Source organism: Variovorax sp. CCNWLW225 (assembly GCF_037204045.1).
GTDB lineage: Bacteria > Pseudomonadota > Gammaproteobacteria > Burkholderiales > Burkholderiaceae_C > Variovorax.
In genome coordinates this window covers 1-21971 of the sequence record NZ_JBBCBV010000026.1, presented here as the reverse complement: position 1 = coordinate 21971, position 21971 = coordinate 1, and the positions used below count along the sequence as shown (strand labels likewise).

The 21971-nt window shown below is 65.7% G+C and carries 21 protein-coding genes; 15 read left to right on the top strand and 6 right to left on the bottom strand.

Translation table 11 applies throughout. From position 1 onward, the window contains the following. Window positions 1-27: 27 nt before the first annotated feature. Window positions 28-1518, bottom strand: coding sequence for a cell envelope integrity protein CreD (gene creD / locus V9L20_RS25335; RefSeq protein WP_337298658.1), 1491 nt, complete (start codon window positions 1516-1518; stop codon window positions 28-30). A 207-nt stretch (window positions 1519-1725) separates the two neighbouring features. Between creD and V9L20_RS25330 the strand changes: the two genes are divergently transcribed. The 8 genes from V9L20_RS25330 to V9L20_RS25295 all read left to right on the top strand — a co-directional run bounded on the left by V9L20_RS25330 (window position 1726) and on the right by V9L20_RS25295 (window position 10227). Further along, the gene (locus V9L20_RS25330) at window positions 1726-3807 is read left to right on the top strand and encodes a VIT and vWA domain-containing protein (protein ID WP_337298657.1); all 2082 of its coding nucleotides are present in this window, start codon (window positions 1726-1728) and stop codon (window positions 3805-3807) included. A gap of 24 nt (window positions 3808-3831) precedes the next feature. Then, window positions 3832-4761: an exosortase Q gene (gene xrtQ, locus V9L20_RS25325; protein ID WP_337298656.1), complete on the top strand. Its 930-nt coding sequence runs from the start codon at window positions 3832-3834 to the stop codon at window positions 4759-4761. Beyond that, window positions 4742-5311 carry a hypothetical protein gene (locus tag V9L20_RS25320; RefSeq protein ID WP_337298655.1) on the top strand — a complete coding sequence of 190 codons (570 nt, stop codon included), beginning with the start codon at window positions 4742-4744 and terminating at the stop codon, window positions 5309-5311. Before xrtQ ends, V9L20_RS25320 begins: the two co-directional genes overlap by 20 nt. 85 nt (window positions 5312-5396) lie before the next feature. After that, on the top strand, window positions 5397-6587 hold the full coding sequence (locus tag V9L20_RS25315; RefSeq protein ID WP_337298654.1) for a biosynthetic peptidoglycan transglycosylase: 1191 nt from the start codon (window positions 5397-5399) through the stop codon (window positions 6585-6587). After that, the gene (locus tag V9L20_RS25310; protein ID WP_337298653.1) at window positions 6584-7363 is read left to right on the top strand and encodes a GNAT family N-acetyltransferase; all 780 of its coding nucleotides are present in this window, start codon (window positions 6584-6586) and stop codon (window positions 7361-7363) included. Before V9L20_RS25315 ends, V9L20_RS25310 begins: the two co-directional genes overlap by 4 nt. A gap of 66 nt (window positions 7364-7429) precedes the next feature. Next, complete coding sequence (locus tag V9L20_RS25305) at window positions 7430-8314, top strand: pirin family protein (protein ID WP_337298652.1); 885 nt, start codon at window positions 7430-7432, stop codon at window positions 8312-8314. Between the two features lie 77 nt (window positions 8315-8391). Next, window positions 8392-9501 (top strand): flavodoxin family protein, encoded by a 1110-nt coding sequence (locus tag V9L20_RS25300; RefSeq protein ID WP_337298651.1) that lies wholly within the window; start codon window positions 8392-8394, stop codon window positions 9499-9501. Window positions 9502-9648: 147 nt separating this feature from the next. Beyond that, window positions 9649-10227, top strand: a complete 579-nt coding sequence (locus tag V9L20_RS25295) for a Spy/CpxP family protein refolding chaperone (protein ID WP_337298650.1) — start codon at window positions 9649-9651, stop codon at window positions 10225-10227. A 92-nt stretch (window positions 10228-10319) separates the two neighbouring features. Here V9L20_RS25295 and V9L20_RS25290 read toward each other — a convergent pair whose 3' ends face one another. After that, window positions 10320-10748 (bottom strand): serine/threonine protein kinase, encoded by a 429-nt coding sequence (locus V9L20_RS25290; protein ID WP_337298649.1) that lies wholly within the window; start codon window positions 10746-10748, stop codon window positions 10320-10322. A gap of 224 nt (window positions 10749-10972) precedes the next feature. Between V9L20_RS25290 and V9L20_RS25285 the strand changes: the two genes are divergently transcribed. The 3 genes from V9L20_RS25285 to V9L20_RS25275 are packed head-to-tail and all read left to right on the top strand — an operon-like array spanning window position 10973 to window position 14017. Further along, on the top strand, window positions 10973-11755 hold the full coding sequence (locus tag V9L20_RS25285; RefSeq protein ID WP_258503143.1) for an endonuclease/exonuclease/phosphatase family protein: 783 nt from the start codon (window positions 10973-10975) through the stop codon (window positions 11753-11755). A 14-nt stretch (window positions 11756-11769) separates the two neighbouring features. Next, on the top strand, window positions 11770-13041 hold the full coding sequence (clsB, locus tag V9L20_RS25280) for a cardiolipin synthase ClsB (protein WP_337298648.1): 1272 nt from the start codon (window positions 11770-11772) through the stop codon (window positions 13039-13041). A 19-nt stretch (window positions 13042-13060) separates the two neighbouring features. Then, complete coding sequence (locus V9L20_RS25275; RefSeq protein WP_337298647.1) at window positions 13061-14017, top strand: lysylphosphatidylglycerol synthase domain-containing protein; 957 nt, start codon at window positions 13061-13063, stop codon at window positions 14015-14017. 17 nt (window positions 14018-14034) lie between these two features. Here the strand turns inward: V9L20_RS25275 and V9L20_RS25270 are convergent, their stop codons facing one another. Further along, entirely contained in the window at window positions 14035-14610 is a 576-nt protein-coding gene (locus V9L20_RS25270; RefSeq protein WP_337298646.1) for an acyloxyacyl hydrolase, read from the bottom strand. A gap of 205 nt (window positions 14611-14815) precedes the next feature. Between V9L20_RS25270 and V9L20_RS25265 the strand changes: the two genes are divergently transcribed. After that, window positions 14816-15313 carry a polyhydroxyalkanoate granule-associated phasin gene (locus V9L20_RS25265; protein WP_258503138.1) on the top strand — a complete coding sequence of 166 codons (498 nt, stop codon included), beginning with the start codon at window positions 14816-14818 and terminating at the stop codon, window positions 15311-15313. A gap of 12 nt (window positions 15314-15325) precedes the next feature. Here the strand turns inward: V9L20_RS25265 and V9L20_RS25260 are convergent, their stop codons facing one another. From V9L20_RS25260 to V9L20_RS25250, 3 genes are all read right to left on the bottom strand, one after another. Beyond that, entirely contained in the window at window positions 15326-16573 is a 1248-nt protein-coding gene (locus V9L20_RS25260; protein WP_337298645.1) for a metallophosphoesterase, read from the bottom strand. Window positions 16574-16703: 130 nt separating this feature from the next. Further along, the gene (locus V9L20_RS25255; protein ID WP_337298644.1) at window positions 16704-17189 is read right to left on the bottom strand and encodes a hypothetical protein; all 486 of its coding nucleotides are present in this window, start codon (window positions 17187-17189) and stop codon (window positions 16704-16706) included. A 131-nt stretch (window positions 17190-17320) separates the two neighbouring features. After that, window positions 17321-17842 carry a hypothetical protein gene (locus tag V9L20_RS25250; RefSeq protein ID WP_337298643.1) on the bottom strand — a complete coding sequence of 174 codons (522 nt, stop codon included), beginning with the start codon at window positions 17840-17842 and terminating at the stop codon, window positions 17321-17323. A 297-nt stretch (window positions 17843-18139) separates the two neighbouring features. On the opposite strand from V9L20_RS25250, the gene V9L20_RS25245 reads away from it, so the two are divergent. The 3 genes from V9L20_RS25245 to V9L20_RS25235 all read left to right on the top strand — a co-directional run bounded on the left by V9L20_RS25245 (window position 18140) and on the right by V9L20_RS25235 (window position 21901). After that, window positions 18140-18406: a hypothetical protein gene (locus V9L20_RS25245; protein ID WP_258503133.1), complete on the top strand. Its 267-nt coding sequence runs from the start codon at window positions 18140-18142 to the stop codon at window positions 18404-18406. A 560-nt stretch (window positions 18407-18966) separates the two neighbouring features. After that, the gene (locus tag V9L20_RS25240; protein WP_337298642.1) at window positions 18967-19755 is read left to right on the top strand and encodes an alpha/beta fold hydrolase; all 789 of its coding nucleotides are present in this window, start codon (window positions 18967-18969) and stop codon (window positions 19753-19755) included. A gap of 394 nt (window positions 19756-20149) precedes the next feature. After that, complete coding sequence (locus V9L20_RS25235; RefSeq protein WP_337298641.1) at window positions 20150-21901, top strand: ESPR domain-containing protein; 1752 nt, start codon at window positions 20150-20152, stop codon at window positions 21899-21901. Window positions 21902-21971 lie beyond the last annotated feature (70 nt).

Below are 21971 nucleotides of genomic sequence, written 5' to 3'. Positions count from 1 at the left end.
TTGGAAAAAAACAGTCGGTAGCGTCAGTTACACGGACGGAGCCACTTCAGGTGAGACTGGCTCGGGTGCTCGGGGGTTCCCCACGGACAACGCGTACCAGTCGACCTTGCGCGTGGCGAGCATCAGCACCGTCAGCATGCCGAATGTCAGCAGGGCGCCGAGCAAAAGGGCATTGCTTTCCGATGCCAGCAGGCCGTAGAGCGCGCCATAGAGTACCGCGACATAGGCCCCGAAGCCCGCGCCGCGTTTCCAGCTTTGCAAAACCGCGCTGAAATAAATGCCGAGCAGCAGCACGCTTGCGCCGGCCGCGCTGGCATAGGCGAGCCAGAACGCCAGCTTCTCGGACAGCGCCAGCAGCAGCAGGAAGAACAGCGCGATCGAGAGGCCCACCAGTCCGTATTGCACCGGGTGCATGCGTTGCCTGCGGAACAGCTCGAACATGAAGGCGGCCATGACCACCAGCCCGATGAAGAGCGCACCGTACTTGCCGGCGCGCGTGCTCATCGAATACACATTGACGGGCTGTGCGAGCGACACATCGAAGGTTTGCAGCGGGCCGAGGTTGCGCGGTGGATGGCCGGCTGTCGCCGCGGCGGCCGCGGCAGTGGCGGTGGCAGCAGCGCTGCGATCGTCCCGATCCGACAGCCCGGCGCGCACCTGCTCGCGCGCCGAGGTCACCAGCGACGACACGCGCCAGTGCGCATCGAAGCCCTGTGGCGTCACCTCGCGCTTCGAGGCGAGAAAACGGCCGCCGAAACTCGGGTGCGCCCATGGCGAGCTCAGGTGGGCGGTGGTCTCTTCGGCAATCGGCACCATCGAGAGCGTGTCTTGCCCGACCAGGCCGAGCTTCATTTCGAAAGGCAGCGGCGCCTTAGATTCCCATGCGGCAAGCGCGGCGCCGGTGAGCGGTGCGTGGACCCCGTCGGCCAGCCAGCTGCTGTCCGCCAGGCCGGGCACGCGCTGCCTGAAGCGCAGGCCTTCGCCGTTCATCGCGATGGAAGGCGAACCGTCGAGCCCGCGCAGGTCGCTCACGTAGAAGACGACGAAAGGTGCCTTGAACTCGATGCGTGAATCGGCTTCGCTGTGCGCCACGGAATTGGGATTGAAGGCCGCGAAGCCGCCGCCGAGCGTGGCGTTGAGCGTGTAGAACGGAATCTTGAAGATGCCGCGGTAGCGCTCTTGCGGCGTCATCGAACCTTCGATGTGCAGCTTGTCGGGAAACACCGCGTGGGCCATTTCCTTGCTGCGCGCCTCCTGGCCGATCACCTTGCCTTGCGCGTCGCGCAGCGGCTCCATCCAGCGCTCCACATAAGGCACCAGCAGCACCGGGCCCACCATGGTCTGCGCGCTTGCGTAGGTGGCGGCAAGCTCCGCGGCCGCCTCGCGCTGGCTGCGGCCGCGCTCGCGGTTGATCGAATTGATTTCGGCCAATGGAATGCACAGCAGGAGCGTGAGCAAGAGCAGGCCGGCCACCTTGACCAGCATGGAACTCTGCAAGGCCTTGAACAACTGGAACATGTTTTTTTCTCCTCTTCGATAACGAAGCGGCGATGCTCGCCGTGCAACCCGAAGGCTGTGTGAAGCATGCCCGCCGGCTGACTTCACACAGGCTTCACACAAGGCGGCAACCGGCTGCCGCACTTCAAGCAGCCTTCCAATTTCCTTCTCGCGCGGCGTCGACAGTTGCGGCTGTGCAAGTTCGCACGGACACCACTCCACACCGCCATGGACGCCCAAATCTCCACCCGCCCCGGCCGCTGGCTCTGGCTCGCCACCGTGAGCCTGGCCGCCGCTGGCTTCGTCGCGCTCAGCGTGCACCCGGTGCATGCCCAGGAAGCGCCCGGCCCGCGGCTGAAGACCGAGAGCCCGTATTTCTTCGTGAAGAGCGACGACCCCTCCGTTGACCGCCTGCCGCTCAAGGGCACCGAGGTGTCGGTAAAGATCTCGGGCGTCATTGCCGACGTGACCGTGACGCAGACCTATCGCAACGAAGGCCAGCGCGCCATCGAAGCCAAGTATGTTTTTCCGGGCTCGACCAAGGCCGCCGTAAGCGGCCTCAACGTGCGCCTGGCCGACCGGCTCATCACTGCGCAGATCCGCGAGAAGCAGCAGGCGCAGATCGAATACGACACCGCCAAGAAGGAAGGCAAGACCGCCGCGCTGCTCGAGCAGCACCTGCCCAACGTGTTCCAGATGAACGTCGCCAACATCCTGCCGGGCGACGATGTGAAGGTGGAGCTGCGCTACACCGAACTGCTGGTGCCGCAGTCGGGCAACTACGCCTTCGTGTTTCCCACCGTGGTGGGCCCGCGCTACAACAGTCCGCAGTCGGAGAACGCGCAGGCCCAATGGGTGGCGCAGCCCACGCTGCGTGCGGGCGTGGCGCCCAGCACCCGCTTCACGCTCAAGGCCAGCATCGACACGCCGATGGGCCTGAAGGAAGTGCGCTCGTCGTCGCACACCATCGAGGTGAAGAAGAGCGATGAAGACCGGCACGCCGAAGTCGCGCTCGCGTCCGACGGCCGGCCCGCGGACAACCGCGACTTCGTGCTCGACTATCGGCTGGCTGGCGAGAAGATCGAATCGGGGCTGATGCTCTACAAGGGCCAAGGGCAGAACGCCGATGGAAGCGCGGAAAACTTCTTCCTTGCGATGGTCGAGCCGCCGAAGGCGGTGGCCGCCAGCGCCATTTCGCCGCGCGACTACATCTTCGTGGTCGACATCTCGGGTTCGATGCACGGCTTTCCGCTGGACACCGCCAAGACCGTGCTCGAGCGGCTGATCGGCGGACTGCGCCCGAGCGACACCTTCAACGTGCTGCTGTTCTCGGGCAGCAACAAGATGCTCTCGCCCAAGTCGGTGCCGGCCACGCGCGCCAACATCGAGCAGGCGCTGGCCACCATCCAGAACTACAGCGGCAGCGGCAGCACCGAGCTCATTCCGGCGCTCAAGCGTGTGTATGCCGAACCGAAGGAAGAGAACGTGTCGCGCACCGTGGTGCTGGTGACGGACGGCTACGTGACCGTGGAGCGCGAGGCCTTCGAGCTGGTGCGCAAGAACCTTTCGAAGGCCAACGTGTTCGCGTTCGGCATCGGTTCGTCGGTGAACCGCAGCCTGATGGAAGGCATTGCGCGTGCCGGCATGGGCGAGCCCTTCATCATCACCGACCCGATCCAGGCGCCGGAACAGGCCGCGCGTTTCCGCCGCATGGTGGAGTCGCCGGTGCTCACCAATGTGAAGGTGACTTTCGGCGGCCTGGACGTGTACGACGTGGAGCCGCAAGCGCTGCCCGACGTACTGGGCGAACGCCCGGTGATCGTGTTCGGCAAGTGGCGCGCCGATGCCGAGGGCAAGGCTCGTGGCCGCGTGATCGTCGAAGGCCAGGGCGCCAATGGCCCATACCGCCAGGAACTGCGCATCGACCCGCAGATGCGCCAGGACACGGCCGCGCTGCGCACCCTGTGGGCGCGCCACCGCATCCAGAGCCTGAGCGACCAGGAAACGCTCGAGGGCGGTGCTGCCTTCAAGGAGCGCATCACCGAGTTGGGCCTGAAGTACAGCCTGCTGACGCAGTACACCAGCTTCATTGCGGTCGACAAGGTGGTGCGCAACGTTGCGCCGCAGAACAGCGTGGACGTGAACCAGCCGCTGCCCCTGCCCCAAGGCGTGAGCGAACTTGCACTCGGTGCCGAAGTGCCGAGCACGCCCGAACCCGAAACGCTGGGCGCCATTGCCGTGGTGCTGTCGATGCTTGCCATGCTGCGCCGCCGCGCGCGCCGCAACGATCCGCGCCGCTTCACGGCCTGAGCGCGGCAGAAAGGGAAAAAAGAAATGTCATTGGCCGCACTTGCCCACCGCCATCCGCGCATCGTGGATTGGGGCATTCAGATCGACCGCGCCCCGGCCGCCTTCTGGCTGGCGCTGCAATTCGCGGCGCTCGCGCCGACCTGGGCCTGGATGGTCCGGCGCATGCGCGACGGCTCCGACGATCCGCTGGGCCTGCTGGCATTGGCCGCCTTGGCGGCGCTGGCATGGCAGCGGCGGCGCGAACTGCGCGCGGCGCCGCGGCTGGGCTGGCTGGCCCTGGCGGGCGCCGGCACCTTGCTGGCCACGCTGCTGCGCACCGGCGCCGGCGCCCTGCCCGCCTTGCCGCCGCTCGCGGCAAGCCTGATGGCGGTGCTGGCGCTGGCGTTCGGGCTGCTGGCCTTCCTGCCGCGGCGCGTGGCCGCGCTGCCGGTCGTCGGTCTTGCGGTGCTGGCCTTGCCGCTTTTGTCATCGCTGCAGTTCTATGCCGGCTATCCGCTGCGCGTGGTCACGGCCGAGGCGAGCCGCTGGCTGCTGGCCCCCGGCTTCAGCGTGGCGCGCGAGGGCAGCAGCCTCGTGGTCGACGGGCGGCTGGTCATCGTCGATGCGCCGTGCTCCGGCGTGCAGATGGTGTGGCTCGGCTACTTCACGGCCTGCGCCGTTGCGCTCTGGGCGCGGCAGAGCGACCGCGGCTTTTTGCGCCGGCTGCCGATGGTCGGCTTGCTGGTGCTGGGCGGCAACATCGTGCGCAACAGCGTGCTGATTGCCTTCGAGGGCGCGGGGCAGCCGCTGGCGCCGTGGGCCCACAACATGCTCGGCCTGGTGGTGCTGGCGGCCGTGTGCGGCGGCATTGCCCGCCTGATGGTGCCGGAACGCACTTCTGCCGGACTTGCCGACCAGCCGATTCCCGGAATGATCACCACGCAGGGAGGCCGCCATGTCGATACGGTTCCTTGAAAGCTTTTTCGCTAATCACTTCATCAACCGCATCGGCCACAAGACGGCCTTTGCACTCGCGATGCTGCTGTGCCTGCTGTGGTCTACCGCCGCGGCGCTGCGCGCGCCGCAAGAACACGTGGCGACCGCGGCATCGCATGAGTGGCCGCGCGAATGGGACGGCGTTCCGCTGCGGCCGATGGCGCTGGGCGACGTCGAGCAGCGCTTTGCGGACCGCTTTCCGGGCGCCATCGGCCGCATGACCGACGGCACGCAGATGATCGTGATGCGCGCGGTGAACACGCCCACGCGCATGCTTCACCCGGCCGCCGATTGCTACCGCGCGCTCGGCTATCGCATCGAACAGGCGCGCCTTGAACGCGATGCGCAGGAGCGCTTGTGGCGCTGTTTTGTTGCGCAAATGCACGGAGCGCAAAAGTTCCGCGTTTGCGAGCGCATCGTCGATGCCGAAGGCACTGCTTTCACCGACACTTCAGCTTGGTACTGGGCGGCCGCCAGCGGGCAGTCGACCGGTCCGTGGCAAGCCGTCACGGTGGCGAGACCCTTGTGAGAGTTGTGTGAACAAGACCCTGAGATCTGCGATTTACGGGCTGTTGGCCCTTGTAGTCACTGCAGCGATAGCTATCTTCCTGATAGTGAAGTTCGCCCTCGCGCCCGCACCGGGCGAATGGCGCGGCACGGTCAAGGCCGGTCCGCTGAGTTTCGAAGTCGGCATGCCCACGGCAGTGCGCCTGGCCACTTCTCCGTGGCTTGCGCCGCACCTGGACGGTCACGCGCTCGACACCCGCTTCGGCACCGTGCATTTCGCCTGGAAGAACGAGGCCGGCGCGCTCGAATTGCGCTGCGCGCCCTGCACGGTCGAGGTTCCGGCGCTCGGCACGCAGCCGATACGGGTCGAAGGCCTGCTTGCCACCGTCAAGCGCGACGGCAACACCCTGACGGGCATCCTCGAGGCCACACCCCGCAGCGCCGAGGCGTCGGCCGTGATCCACGGCCAGTGGGAAGGCCGCCTCACGCCCAAGAACCTTCTGCTCAGCGCCGACATCAAGGATGCACCCATTGCGCGCTGGTACGCGGTGCTTGCGCCCAACCTGCCCGAACTGCAGCGTGCGCGCATCGGCGGCACGCTGGCGCTGCGCGGGCAGGTCGCGCTGCCTGAGGGCACGTTCGCGGTGGTTCCTGTCGTCAGCCAGTTCACCGTCGAAGGGCTGGGCACCGAAGCCATGCTCGGCGCGCGCACCGGTTGCGGCGCGCCGTCGAAGCTGGCCAACGACAGCTGGCTGGCGCGTGCGGTCATCGCGGCCGAAGACCAGCGCTTTTTCAGCCATGCCGGCTACGACCTGGCGGAAATCGTTGCGTCGCTCGACAACAACCAGAAAGACGGCCAAACGAAGCGCGGCGGCAGCACGCTCACGCAGCAGCTGGCCAAGCTGCTGGTGACGGGCAGCGACCGCACGGCGGAACGCAAGCTGCGCGAACTGCTCTATGCGGTCGAAATGGAACAGACGCTCGGCAAGGCGCGCATCCTGCAGCTCTACCTTGATAACGCGCCCTGGGGCGGCAACCTCTGCGGCGCCGAAGCCGCGGCGCGCCGCTACTTCAAGCGCCCGGCACGCAACCTCGAGCCTGCGCAGGCCGTGTGGCTCGCGGCCATGCTGCACAAGCCGCATGCGGTGCTCGAACAATGGCGGCGCGACGGCCGCATTGACCCCGACCGCACCAAGTGGGTGGCCGAGAGCGTGCGCGGCATCAGCCGCAACCAGCGCGAGACGCTGCTCAAGAGCGTGGCGGCCGCCAAATTCCCGGCGCCGGAGGCCGCGCCATGAATGACACCCGCGGGTTCGTGGAGAGCGGCGAGATCGAAGCCATCGAGCGCGCCACCGTCGCCGCCGTGTCGCCCCTTGCCGTCGAGGAGCTCGACGGCTGGTTGTTGCCGTTCGACGATGGCACCGTCAAGCGCGCGAGGTCGGCCGTTCCGCTGCATCGGGGGGCCGTGAGCGACAGCACGCTCGACCGCATCGAGGCTCGATACGACAGCCACCAGTTCGTGCCCGCGTTCCGCTTGGCCGACACCGCCTGCTTCGACCCGCTGCGGGCCGAACTGGAGCAGCGGCACTACGTTGGCGATTCGCCCACCTGCGTGCAGATCGGCTCCGCAAGGCGCATGCGGCAGGTGGCGTCGGCCGATGCGGCGCTGGCCGACGTCGATGCCGCACCCGACGAGGCCTGGGCCACGCTGTTCCTCGGCGAAGGCTTCGATCCTGTAGACGGTGCGCACCGCGTGCGGGCGCTGTCCCGCGCCAAGGGCTCGCTGTATGCCAGCGTGCGCGAAGGGCGCCGCACCGTTGCGGCGGGCGCCATGGCCTTCAGCCACGGATGGGCGAGCGTGCACGGCATGCGCACCGAGCAGTCGCAGCGCGGCCGGGGCCTGGCCGGGCGCGTGCTGGCCGGGCTGGCGCAGGCCGCGCTCGAACGCGGGTTCGAGCGCGTGTTCCTGCAGGTCGATGCGCACAACATGCCGGCCCATGCGCTCTACCGGCGCGCCGGCTTTTCCACGCAGTGGCAGTACCGCTACTGGCAGCGGCAGCAGTGGCCGCGCTGATTTCGTAACCTGAAACCGGCACCCCCACGGGTGGCGCGGTCGGGTGGTTAGTGCCACCATGGCCGCATGAAGAACGCAAACCACCCGACCGATCCCGTGGCCACGCCGCGCGGCATCGACCACATCGTGGCCGGTGTTTCCACCAGCGATGGCGACGGCGTCAAACTCACCCGCGTGCTGCAGCAGCCGCTGCAGAAGCGGCTCGACCCCTACCTGATGCTCGACGCCTTCGGCAGCGACAACCCGGGCGACTACATCGGCGGCTTTCCCAACCATCCGCACCGGGGCTTCGAAACCGTGACCTACATGATTGCGGGCCGCATGCGCCACCGCGACAGCGCGGGCCACGAGGGGCTGCTGCAAAACGGCGGCGTGCAATGGATGACGGCCGGCCGCGGGCTGGTGCACAGCGAGCTGCCCGAGCAGGAAGAAGGCCTGATGGAAGGCTTTCAGCTCTGGCTCAACCTGCCCGCCAAGGACAAGATGCGCGAGCCCTGGTACCGCGACATCCAGAGCGAGGAAATCCCTGAATACACCACCGCCACGGGCGTTCACGTGCGCGTGATCGCGGGCGAAAGCCACGGCATCGAAGGTGCGGTGCGGCGCGAGCACACCGAGCCGCTGTACCTCGACCTCAGCCTGGCGCCCGGAGCCGAGTTTGCGCAGCCCTTGCCTGACGATCACAACGCACTGGTGTACGTGTACCGCGAGTCGGTGTGGATTGCGGGCAGCGAGGTGCCGACGCGCCGCATGGCCATTCTGGCGAACGACCCGGGCAGCGACGGCGTGGTGCTGCGCGCGGGTGCCACCAACCACAGCCCGGCGCGCGTGCTGCTGATTGCCGGCAAGCCGCTGAACGAGCCCATTGCCCAATACGGCCCCTTCGTGATGAACACGCAGGAGCAGGTGAAAGAGGCCGTGCACGATTTTCAGAACGGCAAATTCGGATGACGCTGTAGTCGAAGGCCTACCGAAAATCGGCACCGTCCGCAGGTCACAGGGGCGCGGGCTCGGCATAGATTGCGGTCATGCCCTCCAGCACGACCCCTCCGACAGCCGCGACCAAAGCCCCCAAAGTCCGCAAGGGCCAGGCACCCGAGACATTGAAGCGGGAGCAGTTTCACGAGCGCTTCATGCAGCCTTTTTGCGACCCGGCCTTCGAAGCCGAGAAAGAAGCGTTGCAGCGCATCGAGCTCGTTGCGTGGGAGGCCTACCAGGAAGGCCGCAAGGCGCCCGTCACGCGCAAGGCCGGCCCGGGCTATGCCGACCCGGACTACGACCTCTCCGTCGACTGGCTCGAAGCCAAGGTGCGTATCGACGCGGCCCAGGCATCCTGGCGCAGTCCGCAGACGCGGTCGCGCGTGCTGCTGGTCAACGGCTCGCCGCGCAACGACGGCACCTGCCCCGGCGAAATTTCGAAGACGTGGCGGCTGGTGCAGCTCGCGCGCGAGGTGCTCGAGGGCTGCGGCATCGAGACCGACGTGCTCGACCTGAGCCTGCTCACGTCCGACTACGGGCGCCACATCCATCCGTGCAAAGGCTGCGTTTCCACCGCCATGCCGCTGTGCCACTGGCCCTGCAGCTGCTATCCCAACCACTCGATGCGCCAGACCGGCGACTGGATGAACGAGATCTACGAACGCTGGGTGGCCGCGCACGGAGTGATCGTGTTCACGCCCACGCACTGGTACCAGTCGGCCAGCCCGCTCAAGCTCATGATCGACCGGCTGGTGTGCGCTGACGGCGGCAATCCCGATCCCACCAGCACCCATGGCAAGAAGCCCGAAGAAGCCAAGGCGCTCGAGCTCGAGGGCTGGGGCTATCCCAAGCACCTCGAAGGCCGCGTCTACGGCGTGGTGGTGCATGGCGACGTGGCCGGCGTGGAGAGCGTGCGACGCAACCTGTCGGACTGGCTCGACTGGATGGGGCTGATCGATGCCGGCTCACAGGCCCGCTTCGACCGCTACATCGGCTACTACGAGCCCTATGCCACCAGCCACGACGCCCTGGACGCCGACGAAGACGTGCAGGAAGAGGTGCGCAACGTGGCGCGCGCGGTGGCGCTGGCGGTGGGCGAGATGCGCACCGGCAAGCTGCAGTCGCCCGACCGTGGATTGAAGCCCCCAAGGCCCAAATAAATCACGCCCGGAGCGGTGTGGCCCGTGCGGTTCATGATTCTTTACGCACGCTCACTTTCGGCTCACCTGGGAGATACAGAGGTCTTCCACACTTCGCTTCACCTGCTGCCCATTGGCGGCGGGCTTCTTCGAAAGGAAGCACTTCTCATGATCTCTCTTCGCCAACGCATCGTCTGGGCCAGCCTTCTCGGCTCGGCCGCCCTCGCCTCTTCGGGTGCCTTTGCACAGGCCCCGGCTGCGCCCGCGACCTCCGCCGCTCCGCCCGCCGCCGTTGCGCAAGCCGATGGCGCGGCACCCAAGGCACAGCACAAGCGCATGGACCCGGCGCAACGCATGGAGCGCATGCAAGAGCATCGCGCCAAGCGCCTGGCCGCGCTGAAGGAAAAGCTCAAGCTGACCTCCGCACAGGAAAGCGCGTGGGCCAGCTTCACGACGGCCACCCAACCGCCGGCCGGTGCCCTCCCGCAGCGCATGGACCGCGCGGAATTTGCCAAGCTCACCACGCCCGAGCGGCTGGAGCGCATGCAGGCCCGCCAGGCCGAGCGCAGCGCAAGGTTCGCCAAGCGCGCCGAGGCCACCAAGACCTTCTATGCCGCGCTGACGCCCGAGCAGCAGAAGACCTTCGACGCGGAAACGGTGCATGCCGGCATGCACGGACACCGCGGCCACCGTGGTCATCACGGCCATGGCGACGCCGGCCACAGCGCGGCACCCGCCAAGAGCTGAGTCCCGCATTCGTGACGGCGCCTGACAAGGCGCACGCATGAAAAAGCCCGCAATGCACTCGTGCATCGCGGGCTTTTTTCGTACACGGACGCTTACTGCGGCGTGCCGGTCTTCTCGGTCGGGTTCGTCGGCACGTCGGGCCTTTCACCCTTCTGGCCGAACTGCGGCTTGGTCTTGCGGGCCTGCTGGCTGACCTCGGCGCGCGACATTGCGCCCGTGGGTTGCGGCATGGCATTGGGCTGCGCGTTCACCGTGGTGCTGGCTTCGCCCTTGGGCACCGGGTTGTTGATGTTGTTGCGGTTGTGGGCGCGGGCCTCGGCCTTCACCGCTTCGCGCGAATTGGGCATGCTCGCATCGGGCCGCTGCGGCGGGTTGGGCACGCCGGAGGGCGTTTGCGTGCTGGCCTGGCCGCCCACGGCCGGATCGGGCTGCGCGGGTATCGATGTGGCTTGCGCCATGGCGGCGCCGGTGGCGGCCATCAGGCCGGCCAGCACCGTGGCGTGAAAGACTGCGTGCTTCATGGTGTGTTCCTTTGCTTGTCTCTGCGGATGAATGAAGTGGAAGGCGGGCCGTTTCCTGACCCTGAATTCACCGTAGGAGGCCCGCCATGGCCCCTGTGTCGGGGTGCGGCAGGCCTGCCTGTAGGAGCCGGCCCCCCTGTCGCGAAGGCCGGAGGCAAAGGCGGCAAGAAGGTGGCGCGTTCCTACAGGCGCGGGCGGCGCGGCAACGTACAACCGCAGAACAGATGTCTTCCTCCCCGATTCCACTCGCCGCCGCCGCGCCGACCTCGCTCAAGGTGATGACCGTGAACACCCACAAGGGCTTCACCGCACTCAACCGCAAGTTCATTCTTCCGGAACTGCGGGATGCGGTGCGCACGGTGGGCGCCGACGTGGTGTTCTTGCAGGAAGTGCTCGGCACCCATTCGCGCCACTCGCGCAAGGTGAACAACTGGCCCGAGGCGCCGCACTACGAATTCCTGGCCGACACCATGTGGCCGCAGTTCGCCTACGGGCGCAATGCCGTGTACCCGCGCGGGCACCACGGCAACGCGGTGCTGTCCAAGTTTCCGATCGTGCATTACCGCAACCACGACGTGTCGGTGGCCGGGCCTGAAAAGCGCGGCCTGCTGCATTGCGTTCTGCGCCTGCCCGGCCGGCCCATCGATGTGCATGCGATCTGCGCCCACCTGGGCCTGGCAGAGGCGCACCGGCAGCAGCAGCTGGAGCTGCTGTGCCACATCGTGCGCGACGAAGTGCCCGCCGATGCGCCGCTGATCGTCGCGGGCGACTTCAACGACTGGCGCGGGCGCGCCCACCAAGTGCTCGAAGAAGGCGCCGCACTGCGCGAGGTGTTCGTGAGTGCGAACGGCTCGGCCGCCAAGACTTTTCCTTCGCGCTTTCCGCTGCTGTCGCTCGACCGCATCTATGTGCGCAACGCGGGCGTCCATGCGCCGGTGGTGCTGCCGCGCAAGCCCTGGTCGCACCTGTCGGACCATGCGCCGCTGGTGGCGAACATCGACCTTTGAAGATGGTGGCCGACATGGACCAGAGAGCCCGCTGGGTCGGTGGCAACAGCATTTCATTGCTGGAGAACGGCGAGGAGTTCTTTCCGCGCGTGTTCGATGCCATTCGACAGGCCAGGCGCGAGGTAATCATCGAGACCTTCATCCTCTTCGAGGACAAGGTCGGCATGGCGCTGCATGCCGCCATGCGCGCGGCGGCCCAGCGCGGCGTGAAGGTCGATGTGCTGGTCGACGGCTTCGGCTCGCCGGATCTTTCGCGCGAGTTCATCGAAGGCCTGAGCTCGGTTGGCGTGAAGATGCGGGTGTTCGATCCGGGCAAGCGCATCCTGGGCCAGCGGCTGAACGTGTTTCGGCGCATGCACCGCAAGATCGTGGTGGTCGACGGTGAGCTCGCGTTCGTCGGCGGCATCAACTATTCGGCCGACCATCTGCTCGACTACGGGCCCAAGGCCAAGCAGGATTACGCGGTCGAACTCCGCGGGCCGATCGTGGCGCAGATCCACCAGTTCGTGCTGCGTGCGATTGCGCTCGGCGACAAGGGGCCGCGCTGGTTTCGCCGCCGGCTCAAGCAGGCGCCGCCGGTGGCGCGGGAGCACGTGGGCGAAGTGGAGGCGATGTTCGTCACGCGCGACAACCGCCGCCATACCAACGACATCGAGCGCCAGTACCTGGCCGCCATCCGCGCCGCGCGACGGCGCATCGTGATTGCCAACGCGTATTTCTTTCCGGGCTACAGGCTCATCAAGGAACTGCGACGCGCCGCGCGCCGCGGCGTGGATGTGCGGCTCATCCTGCAGGGCGAGCCCGACATGCCGATCGTCAAGACGGCCGCGAGCATGCTCTATCACCACCTGCTGCATTCGGGCGTGCGCATCTTCGAATACTGCGACCGTCCGCTGCACGCGAAGATTGCGCTGATCGACGACGACTGGAGCACGGTCGGCTCGAGCAACCTCGATCCGCTGAGCCTCTCGCTGAACCTGGAAGCCAACGTGATCGCGCGCGACAAGGCGTTCAACGACCTGCTGTGGCAGCGCATGGACACGCTCATGCGCGAGAGCTGCAAGCTGATTCGCGAAGACGACCTGGAGAGCGAATGGAGCGGCTGGCGCCTGGTGCGCAGCTTCTTCATCTTCCACTTCTTGCGCTGGTATCCCTCATGGCTGGGCTGGTTGCCGCGCCAGGTGCCGCGCCTCACGTTGGCCCAGGCCACCGATCTTGCCGAAAAGCGCGACCAGCGCGAGAAGACCGGCGACAACGGTGCCACCCAGACGACGGAAGCGGCATGAACTGCGCGGCGGCTTTCCCATGAGCACCATGAGCCTCGCGCACCGCCCCTGGTGGCCCTGGGTTCGCCGCATCGCGGTGTGGGGCTTCTTCGGCCTCATTGCCTGGCTGCTGGTCAACCAGGCGCGGGCCATCGACTGGCAAGAAGTGTTCGACGCCATGCGCGCGCTGCCTGCGTCCACGCTGCTGCTGGCAGGCGCGCTGGCCGCCGGCAGCTTTGCCACCTACAGCACGTACGACCTGCTGGGGCGGTATCTCACCCGCCACCGGTTGCGCGCATCAAGCGTGATGGGGGTCACCTTCATCAGCTATGCCTTCAACCTGAACCTGGGTTCGCTGGTGGGCGGGGTGGCGTTTCGCTACCGGCTTTATTCGCGCCTGGGCCTTTCCAACGACACCATCACGCGCGTGCTCGGCTTCAGCATGCTGACCAACTGGCTCGGCTACCTGGTGGTGGCGGGCGCCGCCTTCTGCTTCTGGCCGATGGTGCCGCCAGACGAATGGAAGATCGACAACGGCGGCCTGCGCATTCTTGGCGCGGTGCTGCTGCTGCTGGCGGCGGCGTATCTGGTGCTGTGCGCGGTGGCCAGCGGGCACGTCTTTCGCATACGGCAATACCGCTTCAAGGTGCCCGCGCTGCGCATGGCGCTGCTGCAACTGGCCATGTCGTGCCTGAACTGGTCGCTGATCGGCGGCGTGATCTGGGTGCTGCTGCAGGGCCAGGTGGCTTACCACCAGGTGCTTGCGGTGCTGCTGGTGGCTGCGGTGGCGGGCGTGGTCACGCACGTGCCGGCGGGCCTTGGCGTGCTGGAAGCGGTGTTCATCGCCCTGCTCTCGCACCAGGTTCCGCAAGGGAAGCTGCTGGGCGTGCTGCTGGTGTACCGGGGGCTTTATTACCTCTTGCCGCTGGCCGTGGCCACGGTGGCCTACTTCGTGACCGAACTGCGCACCCGGCGCTTGCGCACGACCACGCGCTGAGCGTTCTTGTTCTTCTTCTAGAAGTGATAGGTGTAGCGCAGCCGGACAAAGTTTTCGCCCGGGTTCGGCTTCTTGATGCCTGCGTTCGAAAAGTGCTGCAGGCGCAGCGTGAGTTCGTGCCTGCCGTTCTCGCCGAAGCTGCGTCCCACGCCCAGCACCTCGGTGAACTGGAAGGCGGTGCTGAAGGTGCGGTCGGGCGTCTTGTAGAGGTGGTCCATGACCGTGCCGCCCACGCCGCCTTCGGCGAACCACGCTGAGCTGCCCCCGCCGAAGCGGTAGCGCCAGGTGTAGATGGCGCCAAGCTGCGTGTAGTTGCGCGAGCCGCTGCCGAGCGCCGGCGCATGCCACTGGCTGATGAACAGGTCCCAATAGGAGGTCAGCGCGCCTTCGTGCACCGGCTGGCGCAACGACCAGGGCAGCGTGACGCCCATGGTGGCCGAGTTGGTGGCTCCTTTGTCGCCATGCGGCGCACGGCCGCCCTCGAAGTAGATGCCGCGTGCGCTGTCTTCGAACGCATGAGCCTCGGTGCCCAGCAGGCTGAGAATGCCTGCGAACACGGCAGCCCCGAGGGACGCGGACGGTGGTACTTTCATGATGTGGGTTTTGAAAGCAAATGATGGAAAGGAAGGAAATAATTACTTTCCGCTCCGTTCCGCGCCTTCGCCCGAGGCTATTGCCATGTCGAAAGGTAGGACTTCTTCAACATTCCTGCAGAGTTGAATTTATTGCACTGCAGCAATTTGCACAGGCACAGCCTATAGTGGTGTTCAATCATCCCCATAGATCGGCTCTCGCCCCATGTCGTCTCTTACCTCCGCCGCCCGTTTGGCCAGCCCGCTGATGCTGTGGGCCGACGTGGCCCTGAAAACCCAGGAAATGCTGCTGTCTTCCGGCTCGGTGATTCACATGCGCACCGAACGCATGGCCAAGGCGGGGCTCACGCCCAGCGCGGCGGACCTTGCCGAGTTCCAGCTCATGGGCGACGAAAAGCTCGCCGCCGCGGGCAAAGCGGGCGCCGCAATGGTCAGGCAGTGGCACAGCAGCCATGTGTCGCTCTCAAGCCGCGTGCTGCAGCAATGGTTTCTGAGCGCGGGAGCTTTTCTTTCGATGGCCGGCAGCATCACGCCCGCACAGGCGGCGGTGCGCGGCGACGCTTTCGTCAAGGCCTCGGCACGCGCGGCCAGCACGGCAGGCCAGCTCTCGGGTGCGGCGGTTCGCATCGCGCGCGAAGGGCTGAAGCCGATCCACGCAGCGGCCACGTCGAACGCCCGGCGCCTGGCCGAGCTGCGCGACTGACCGGCAAGAGCGTCAGCTGCGCGCCGGCACCAGCGTGACCAGCGTGATTTCGGAAGGCGCGCCAAAGCGCTTGGGCGGCCCCCAATAGCCGGTGCCGCGGCTCACGTAGATCCACATGTCGTGCAGCCTGTGCAAGCCGGCCGTGAATGGCTGCTGCATGGGCACGAACAGGTTCCACGGAAAGAACTGCCCGCCGTGCGTGTGGCCCGACAGCTGCAGCTGGTAGCCGGCGCGGGCCGCGAGCGGCGCGCTGCGCGGCTGGTGGGCAAGCAGCACGCGCGTGTGCACCAGCGGCGGCGCGTCGTACAGCGCAAGATGCGGATCGCTTTGGTGCGCGGGATCGAAGTGGCCGGCGGTGAAGTCGGTCACGCCGGCCAGCACCAGCTGGCTCTCGAACAGTTCTTCGTCGTTCTGCGCGCCGCGCACATTGCGCGTCTGCAGCACCACGTGCTCGTTGAGCAGCACCTTCAGCCCGAGCCGGCGCAGCTCTTCGATCCATGCATGCGCGCCGGCGTAGTACTCGTGGTTGCCTGTCACCACGAAGGTACCGTGCCGCGCGCGCAATCCTGCAAGGGGCGCGATGTGATCGCGCAGCTCGGCCACCGTGCCGTCCACCAGGTCGCCGGTGATCGCGATGGCGTCGGCGCCGAGCCGGTTCACCGCATCGACGATGCGCTGGATGTAGTCGCTCCGGATCGTCGGCCCGACGTGGATGTCGCTGAGCTGCGCAATCGTGAAGCCCTCGAGCGCGGAAGGCAGCCCTTGAATGGGAACCTCGACGCGCTTGACTGCCGCCGTGCGGCGGGCATTGAGAAAACCGACGAAAGACGCCAGCGTGGCGACCACCAGCACGGCCATGGCGCTCCACGGCAGCACTGCGCTCCAGGGCACCTGCACGCGGCCCAAGGCGCCTGCCAGCCAGGTGAGCAGCAGGCCTGCATCGCGCACCAGCGTCAGCACGAACATCGAGGAGAACCAGCCCATGCTGATCAGTCCGGTCCATTTGAGCGCGTCCTTCAGGGAGGCGTTGCGCTCGGAGCGGCGCGAGATGAACGGCAGTGGAATCGTGAAGGCCGAAACGGCAAGCGCCACGAGCGCCAGCGGCCAGGCCGGGGTGAGCATGGCCAGCGCGGGCACCAGGCGCAGCGCAATGTAGACATGCAGGAGCGCGGTCAGAACGCTCATGGGACGTATCGGCATGGGGGCAATGGGAACGGGCACTGCCCGGGAGGCAACATCTGCAAGGCGCATGCCGTGCATTCAAGACGCCGGCCGGCCCGCAGCGCGCTATTTTTTCTATAGCGTGCTTCACCCGGATAGCAGGCATTGCGGACGATCCCGGCGCCGGAATGCATGCGCCGACGGCGGGCTTGAGAACCCGCCTCGCGTTCTACTGCACCGTGCGTGTGCCGGCGGATGCCATGTCGGTGCCCGCCGGCCAGACAAATGCCACCTTGGCGGGCGCACCCGGCAGGACGTGCAGCGTTTGCTTGAGCGTGTTTCCAAGCAAGCGAGCCTCCACTTCGTACGTGCCGGGGTCGAGCCGCGCCACCATGAACGGGCCGCCCGACACCACGTTGTCGATCAGCGCCGTACCCCGGTTGTCGCGCACCGTGACGTGAACGTCGGCCGCGAACTCGGCGCCCTTGTGGTCCTTGATGGCGAATTCGAAAGTGGCCGGCCAGCGCGGCGCCACGGTTTCCATCAGCTTGGCTTCGTCGCTGCCGATGCCGCCGCTCATGTATTCGATGCCGTTGGTCATGTGGATCGGCGGGTTGACCGCCGCATGCGCCGGAGAAAGTGCCGCGAGAAGAACGGCGCCGCACAGCGCGGCGGCCGCAAGGGGCCGCATGCGAGATGAAATCAGGGTGCTCATGGTCTGAATCCTTTCTTCCTTGTCTGCGTGGCGGAAGGCCACGGCGCCACTGTGCGGCGCACGGCTTAGACAAGGCTTAACAGGAAGGACCGGCGTCTGCCCCGGACCGAGGCCGGGGAGAAAACCCCCGGCTAGCGGGCGGCGGAGGTCTGCGCGAGCGCCTGCGTTTGCGGCGCGGGCGGCAGCACCGAGGCCATGTCGAAATTCGAAGGCCACATGAAGACCGCGCGGGACGGCACGCCGGCAATCACGGTGAGCGTCTGCGTGATCGTCAGGCCGCCGAGCGTCACGTTCACGTCGTATGCGCCGGGATCGAGCCGGGCCAGCATGTAGGGGCCGTTCGACTGCGCCTCCATCACGGGGCGGCCCGTGTACTTTTCGCGCACCTGAACCGCGGCCCGCACCGGGAAATTGCTCTTTTGCGTGCTGTCGTTGATGCCGAACTCGATGGTCACCGCCCACCGCGGCGACACCATCTGCATGAACGACGCCTCGGCCTTGCTCGTGCCCCCGCACATGTATTCGACGCCTTGCGCCATCTGTATGGGCGGGTTCGAGAACGCATGGGCCGATGTGGCCATGGCCCCCAAGAATGCTGCTGTGCCGCCCAATACCAACGCAGCCATCGGCTGCCGGAGACGCAAAAGGTTCATTGCTTCGATGTCCTCGATCATGGGTGACGTGAATCCGTCGAGGATTTTGCTTAGCAAGAGTCGGGCTAGATATAGCGTTTACGAGGAACGATCCTCGCGAAAGTATTGAACGCTATTGTTTTAATAGCTCGTGACGCCTGTATGACGGGCTGTGCGGCCGCTTTTGGTCTTCCTCTATGTGAAAACCCTGACAAACAACGCCGTACGCCCGATTCGGCGCGTTGCACGTGACCCGCGCCTACACCGGTGCATCGCCTCGCTTGATATGAAGAAGTTCGTACAGAAAAGGAGCTTCCAATGAACATCGGATCCAAGATCGAGGCAGTCAAGAAGATGGATGCGCAGCGGCCGGACTTCCCGGGCGAGCACCTCGCGGTTCTAGGCGCGGGCGTCCTGCTGCTGCTGACCGCCGGACGCAGCCGGTCGCTCGTGCGCCGGGTGCTGGCGGGTGCCGCGGGCGGTGCCCTGGTTGGCCGAGCTGCCAGTGGTACCGGCGGGCTGGCTCGGGTCGCGCGCTTGATGCAAGGCGGCTGGGGTGTGCGCCGGCCAATGCGCATGCCGTAAAGGGAGAGCGCCGGCGGATTGCCGGCGCAATCCGCTGTGGGTGAAAGGGAAGGCAGCCCCGGAAACCCGAACGGTAAATTATTGAAGCCGAGGCATTGAATTTAGTTCAATGTTAAACATGTTGCCTAAACTAAAAATCACGGCGAATTTCGGTATTTCAATCTGATCGGCATCGTGAACGATCTCTCGAAATCGATTCAAAAAAATCACCTGAAGAGCAAGCCCGCGCCGGCAGTGCCCAAGCGAATCTAGACTCGCTCGAGCGTCAAATTCAATACGCCCTTCGCGCCGCTTTTGTGGCTTTCTGAGACAGTTCAGAGCCGGCCACAATCCCGTTTGTCGGCTGCGCTCGGTGGGAGACTTTTCTGGTGAGAATCAGCCGACGTACGTTCAATGCAGCGGGATCCATTTTTTCAATTTTGAGCGCCGCGGGTTGTGGCGGAGGCGGTAGTGGAGGTGGGGGTGGAAGTGGCAATGGCGCCTGGCCCGCCGCACCGTCATTCGCCTCTGGCGCCGAGACATCGGGGCTCGTTTCCGTCAACGGAAAAAACCTTTACCACGTGAGCGTGGGAAAGGGAATTCCGGTTGTCTTTCTGCACGGCGGTCTGGGGTTGAGTCACGAGTACTTTCGCCCTTTCATCGATCCACTTGCCGACAGTGCCCGGCTCATCTGCTATGACCAACTGGGGCAGGGCAAATCGGACCGGCCGACCAGCTATGACGAGCTGAGTTTCGAGCGCCTGAGTTCCGATTGCGATGCATTGACCCGAGCGCTTGGCATCGAAAAATTCGTTCTTGTTGGTCATTCCTACGGGGGATTTGTCGCACTCGACTTTGCGCTCCGTTTTCCCCACCGCCTGGCAGGCCTGGTGCTGTCATGCACCGCGCCGGATATCGCTTCTTTCGTCCAGCGCAATCCATTGGGCGGAACGCCTGCTCAGCAGGCAGCGCTAGGTCAATTGCTGCTGGCTCCGGCCAGCAGTGATGAGGACCTTCGTAAAAAATGGACCGAGGTAGCGCCTTTGTATTACAACAATGCGAACCCGCCCGCCGGGGTTATTGCAGATGTCGACCAAAGGACGATCTACTCCGCCGGGGCATTCAATCGTGGCAATCAGCTCCTGGCCAGCTACAACCTTGTTTCGCGCTTGCCGTCGATCAATGTACCTACCGCCGTCCACTACGGCGCTGGCGATATCTGGCGTTTTGGCGACGATGAGAAGCTGGCAAAGAATATCCCGGGAGCGACCCTGAAGTACTTCGCCAACAGCGGGCATTGGCCGTTTCAGGAAGAGCCCGCGGAGTTCATTCGCTATATGAGAAGTTTTACTGGTAGCCTCCCGGGCTGAGCGGCAAAACAATTCTGAACCCGCGAAAGGGAGTCGTGGCTTTAAGCTTCTTTGTTAACAATTCAATGGCTTGCTGAAATTGTTAACAAAGTTGTACGGATGGTCGAAAATTAAACGGCACTTCCAGCCATCTTTTTTTAAGGGAGTGGCACATTGCCGAGCGAACTTTTGTACTGCCTGGCCACGAAATCGTGAAAAATTCCCTTATGAGAAATCTTGTTTGCCAGAATGTAATCAAAATCCCGGGTTTGTGAATTAGTGCCTTTGGGCTATCCCTCCCCTGCTAATAGTCTCCACGCCTGCCGCAAAAGTCGGCGTGTCAGAGCAGTGGGTTGGCGGAAATGGTTTCCGATTGACCGCATCGCTTGGACTTTTTTGGAGCGAGGGTCAGAGGATGAACCGGTCATTTAGAAGCATCTGGAATGAGGCGCTCGGCGCCTGGGTGGCAGCCAGCGAGGTTTGCAGTGCGCGCGGCAAGAAGTCTTCGAGCGCTACGCTCGGCGCGGTTGTCTTGGCCACTGCGGCCTTCGGCGGCGCATCGTCCGCCTGGGCGGCCAACGAGTGCGGAGCTGTCGCCGTCGGTGGAACCGTCATCTGCAACGGTGACGGAACGCCGGTGGGGGACGCGAACCCGAACACCACGGGCATTGCATATGGCACCGACGGCATCACTGTCATCCTGGACGGCACCGCGGCACCCTTCACCATTGCGCCGGTCACTGCGCCGATAACCGCCAATGCTGTCTATTCGGGCGGTAGCGGCACAGGCAATCGACTGGTCGAAGTCAACGGCCCCGCCACGATCAATCTGACCACCCCGGCGGGCAATCCTGTGTCCGGTGCAGCCTGGGCTGTGCTGGCCAACTCACTCTCAAGCGGCGCTGGCGGTGATGCGACCATCGTCATCAATGGTGCGAACATCACCAGCAAAGGCGAGAACGCCATGGGCGTCGCCACCAGCGTCGTGGGTAGCGGCAATGCAACCTCGATCCTCAACAGCGGTTCCATCTCCACCACTGGCACGCAAGGCTCAGGGGTCGGTCTGCTTGCAGAAACGCACGGTATCGGCACAGCGACGGTCACGGTGAACGGTGGTTCGATCAATACCGGCACTGCGGCGGGCGGGTCGCACGCGGCTTACGCCTTGGCGTGGGGCAATGGCGATGCCGTGGCCACCATGACGGGTGGTGCTGGCACCACACAGGCCTTGAACAACTCGGTCGTTGTGGCCCAGACACTGGGCTCCGGCAATGCTTACGCCACCATGTCTGGCGGCACTGCGACAACAAACGCCGCCAGCGCGAGCGTCGTCGCTGTCGTCACCGGAACCGGCAACGCGATTGCCAGCCAGACGGGAGGGGCATTGATCGGCAACGGAGCGGGTGGGGGCGGGCTGGCCGCGAGCAATTCGGGTACTGGCCCGGGTTTCGCGAACGCGTCGATGACGGGTGGCAGCATCGTGATGCAGGGCGCCGGCGGCTACGGCATCCTGGCCCGTAACAGGGGCACGGGCGCGGCAACGGCAAGCATGGACGCCGCAGCTTCGACGATCACCACGTTGCAAGCCGGTACCTACGGGATCTATTCCGCGATCACAAACGCGACCAATACGGCCACCGCCACCACCGCGCTCTTGAACGGCAGCGTCAGCACCGCAGGCGCCGGCGCGCACGGCCTGTACAGCCAGACCGACGGCACCGGGCTGGCTCAGGTCGCTATGGCGGCGGGCACTGTGACGGCCACAGGCCTCAATGCCGACGGCCTGCGCGCCGCCTCCGCTGGGGGCACCTACCAGGTCGACGCCACGGGCGGCAGCGTGACCAGCGGCAGCGGCACCGCCGCCGCCATCCACACGCTGGCGGCAGCAGGCGGCACCGTCAACATCGGCGCGGCCGCAGTGGTCAATGGCGCCGCCTCCGGCATCGGCATCCGCGACGGCGACGCGGCCGGTACCGGCACCGACACCCTCGGCGGCAACGCCATCGTCACCACCGCCGGCACCGTCACCGGCGACGCCATCCTGGGCCTGGGCAACGACAGCCTGGCGCTCACCGGCGGCAGCTTCAGCGGCAACATCTACGGCGACGACCGCACCGCCAGCGCGGCCGACGGCAACGACACCTTCACCTGGACCGGCGGCTGTTGAATTCCACCGATCTCTGACCCGAGATTTCCATCGAATACTGACCCACCCGCTTTGTGAGCCCGAGGGCTTC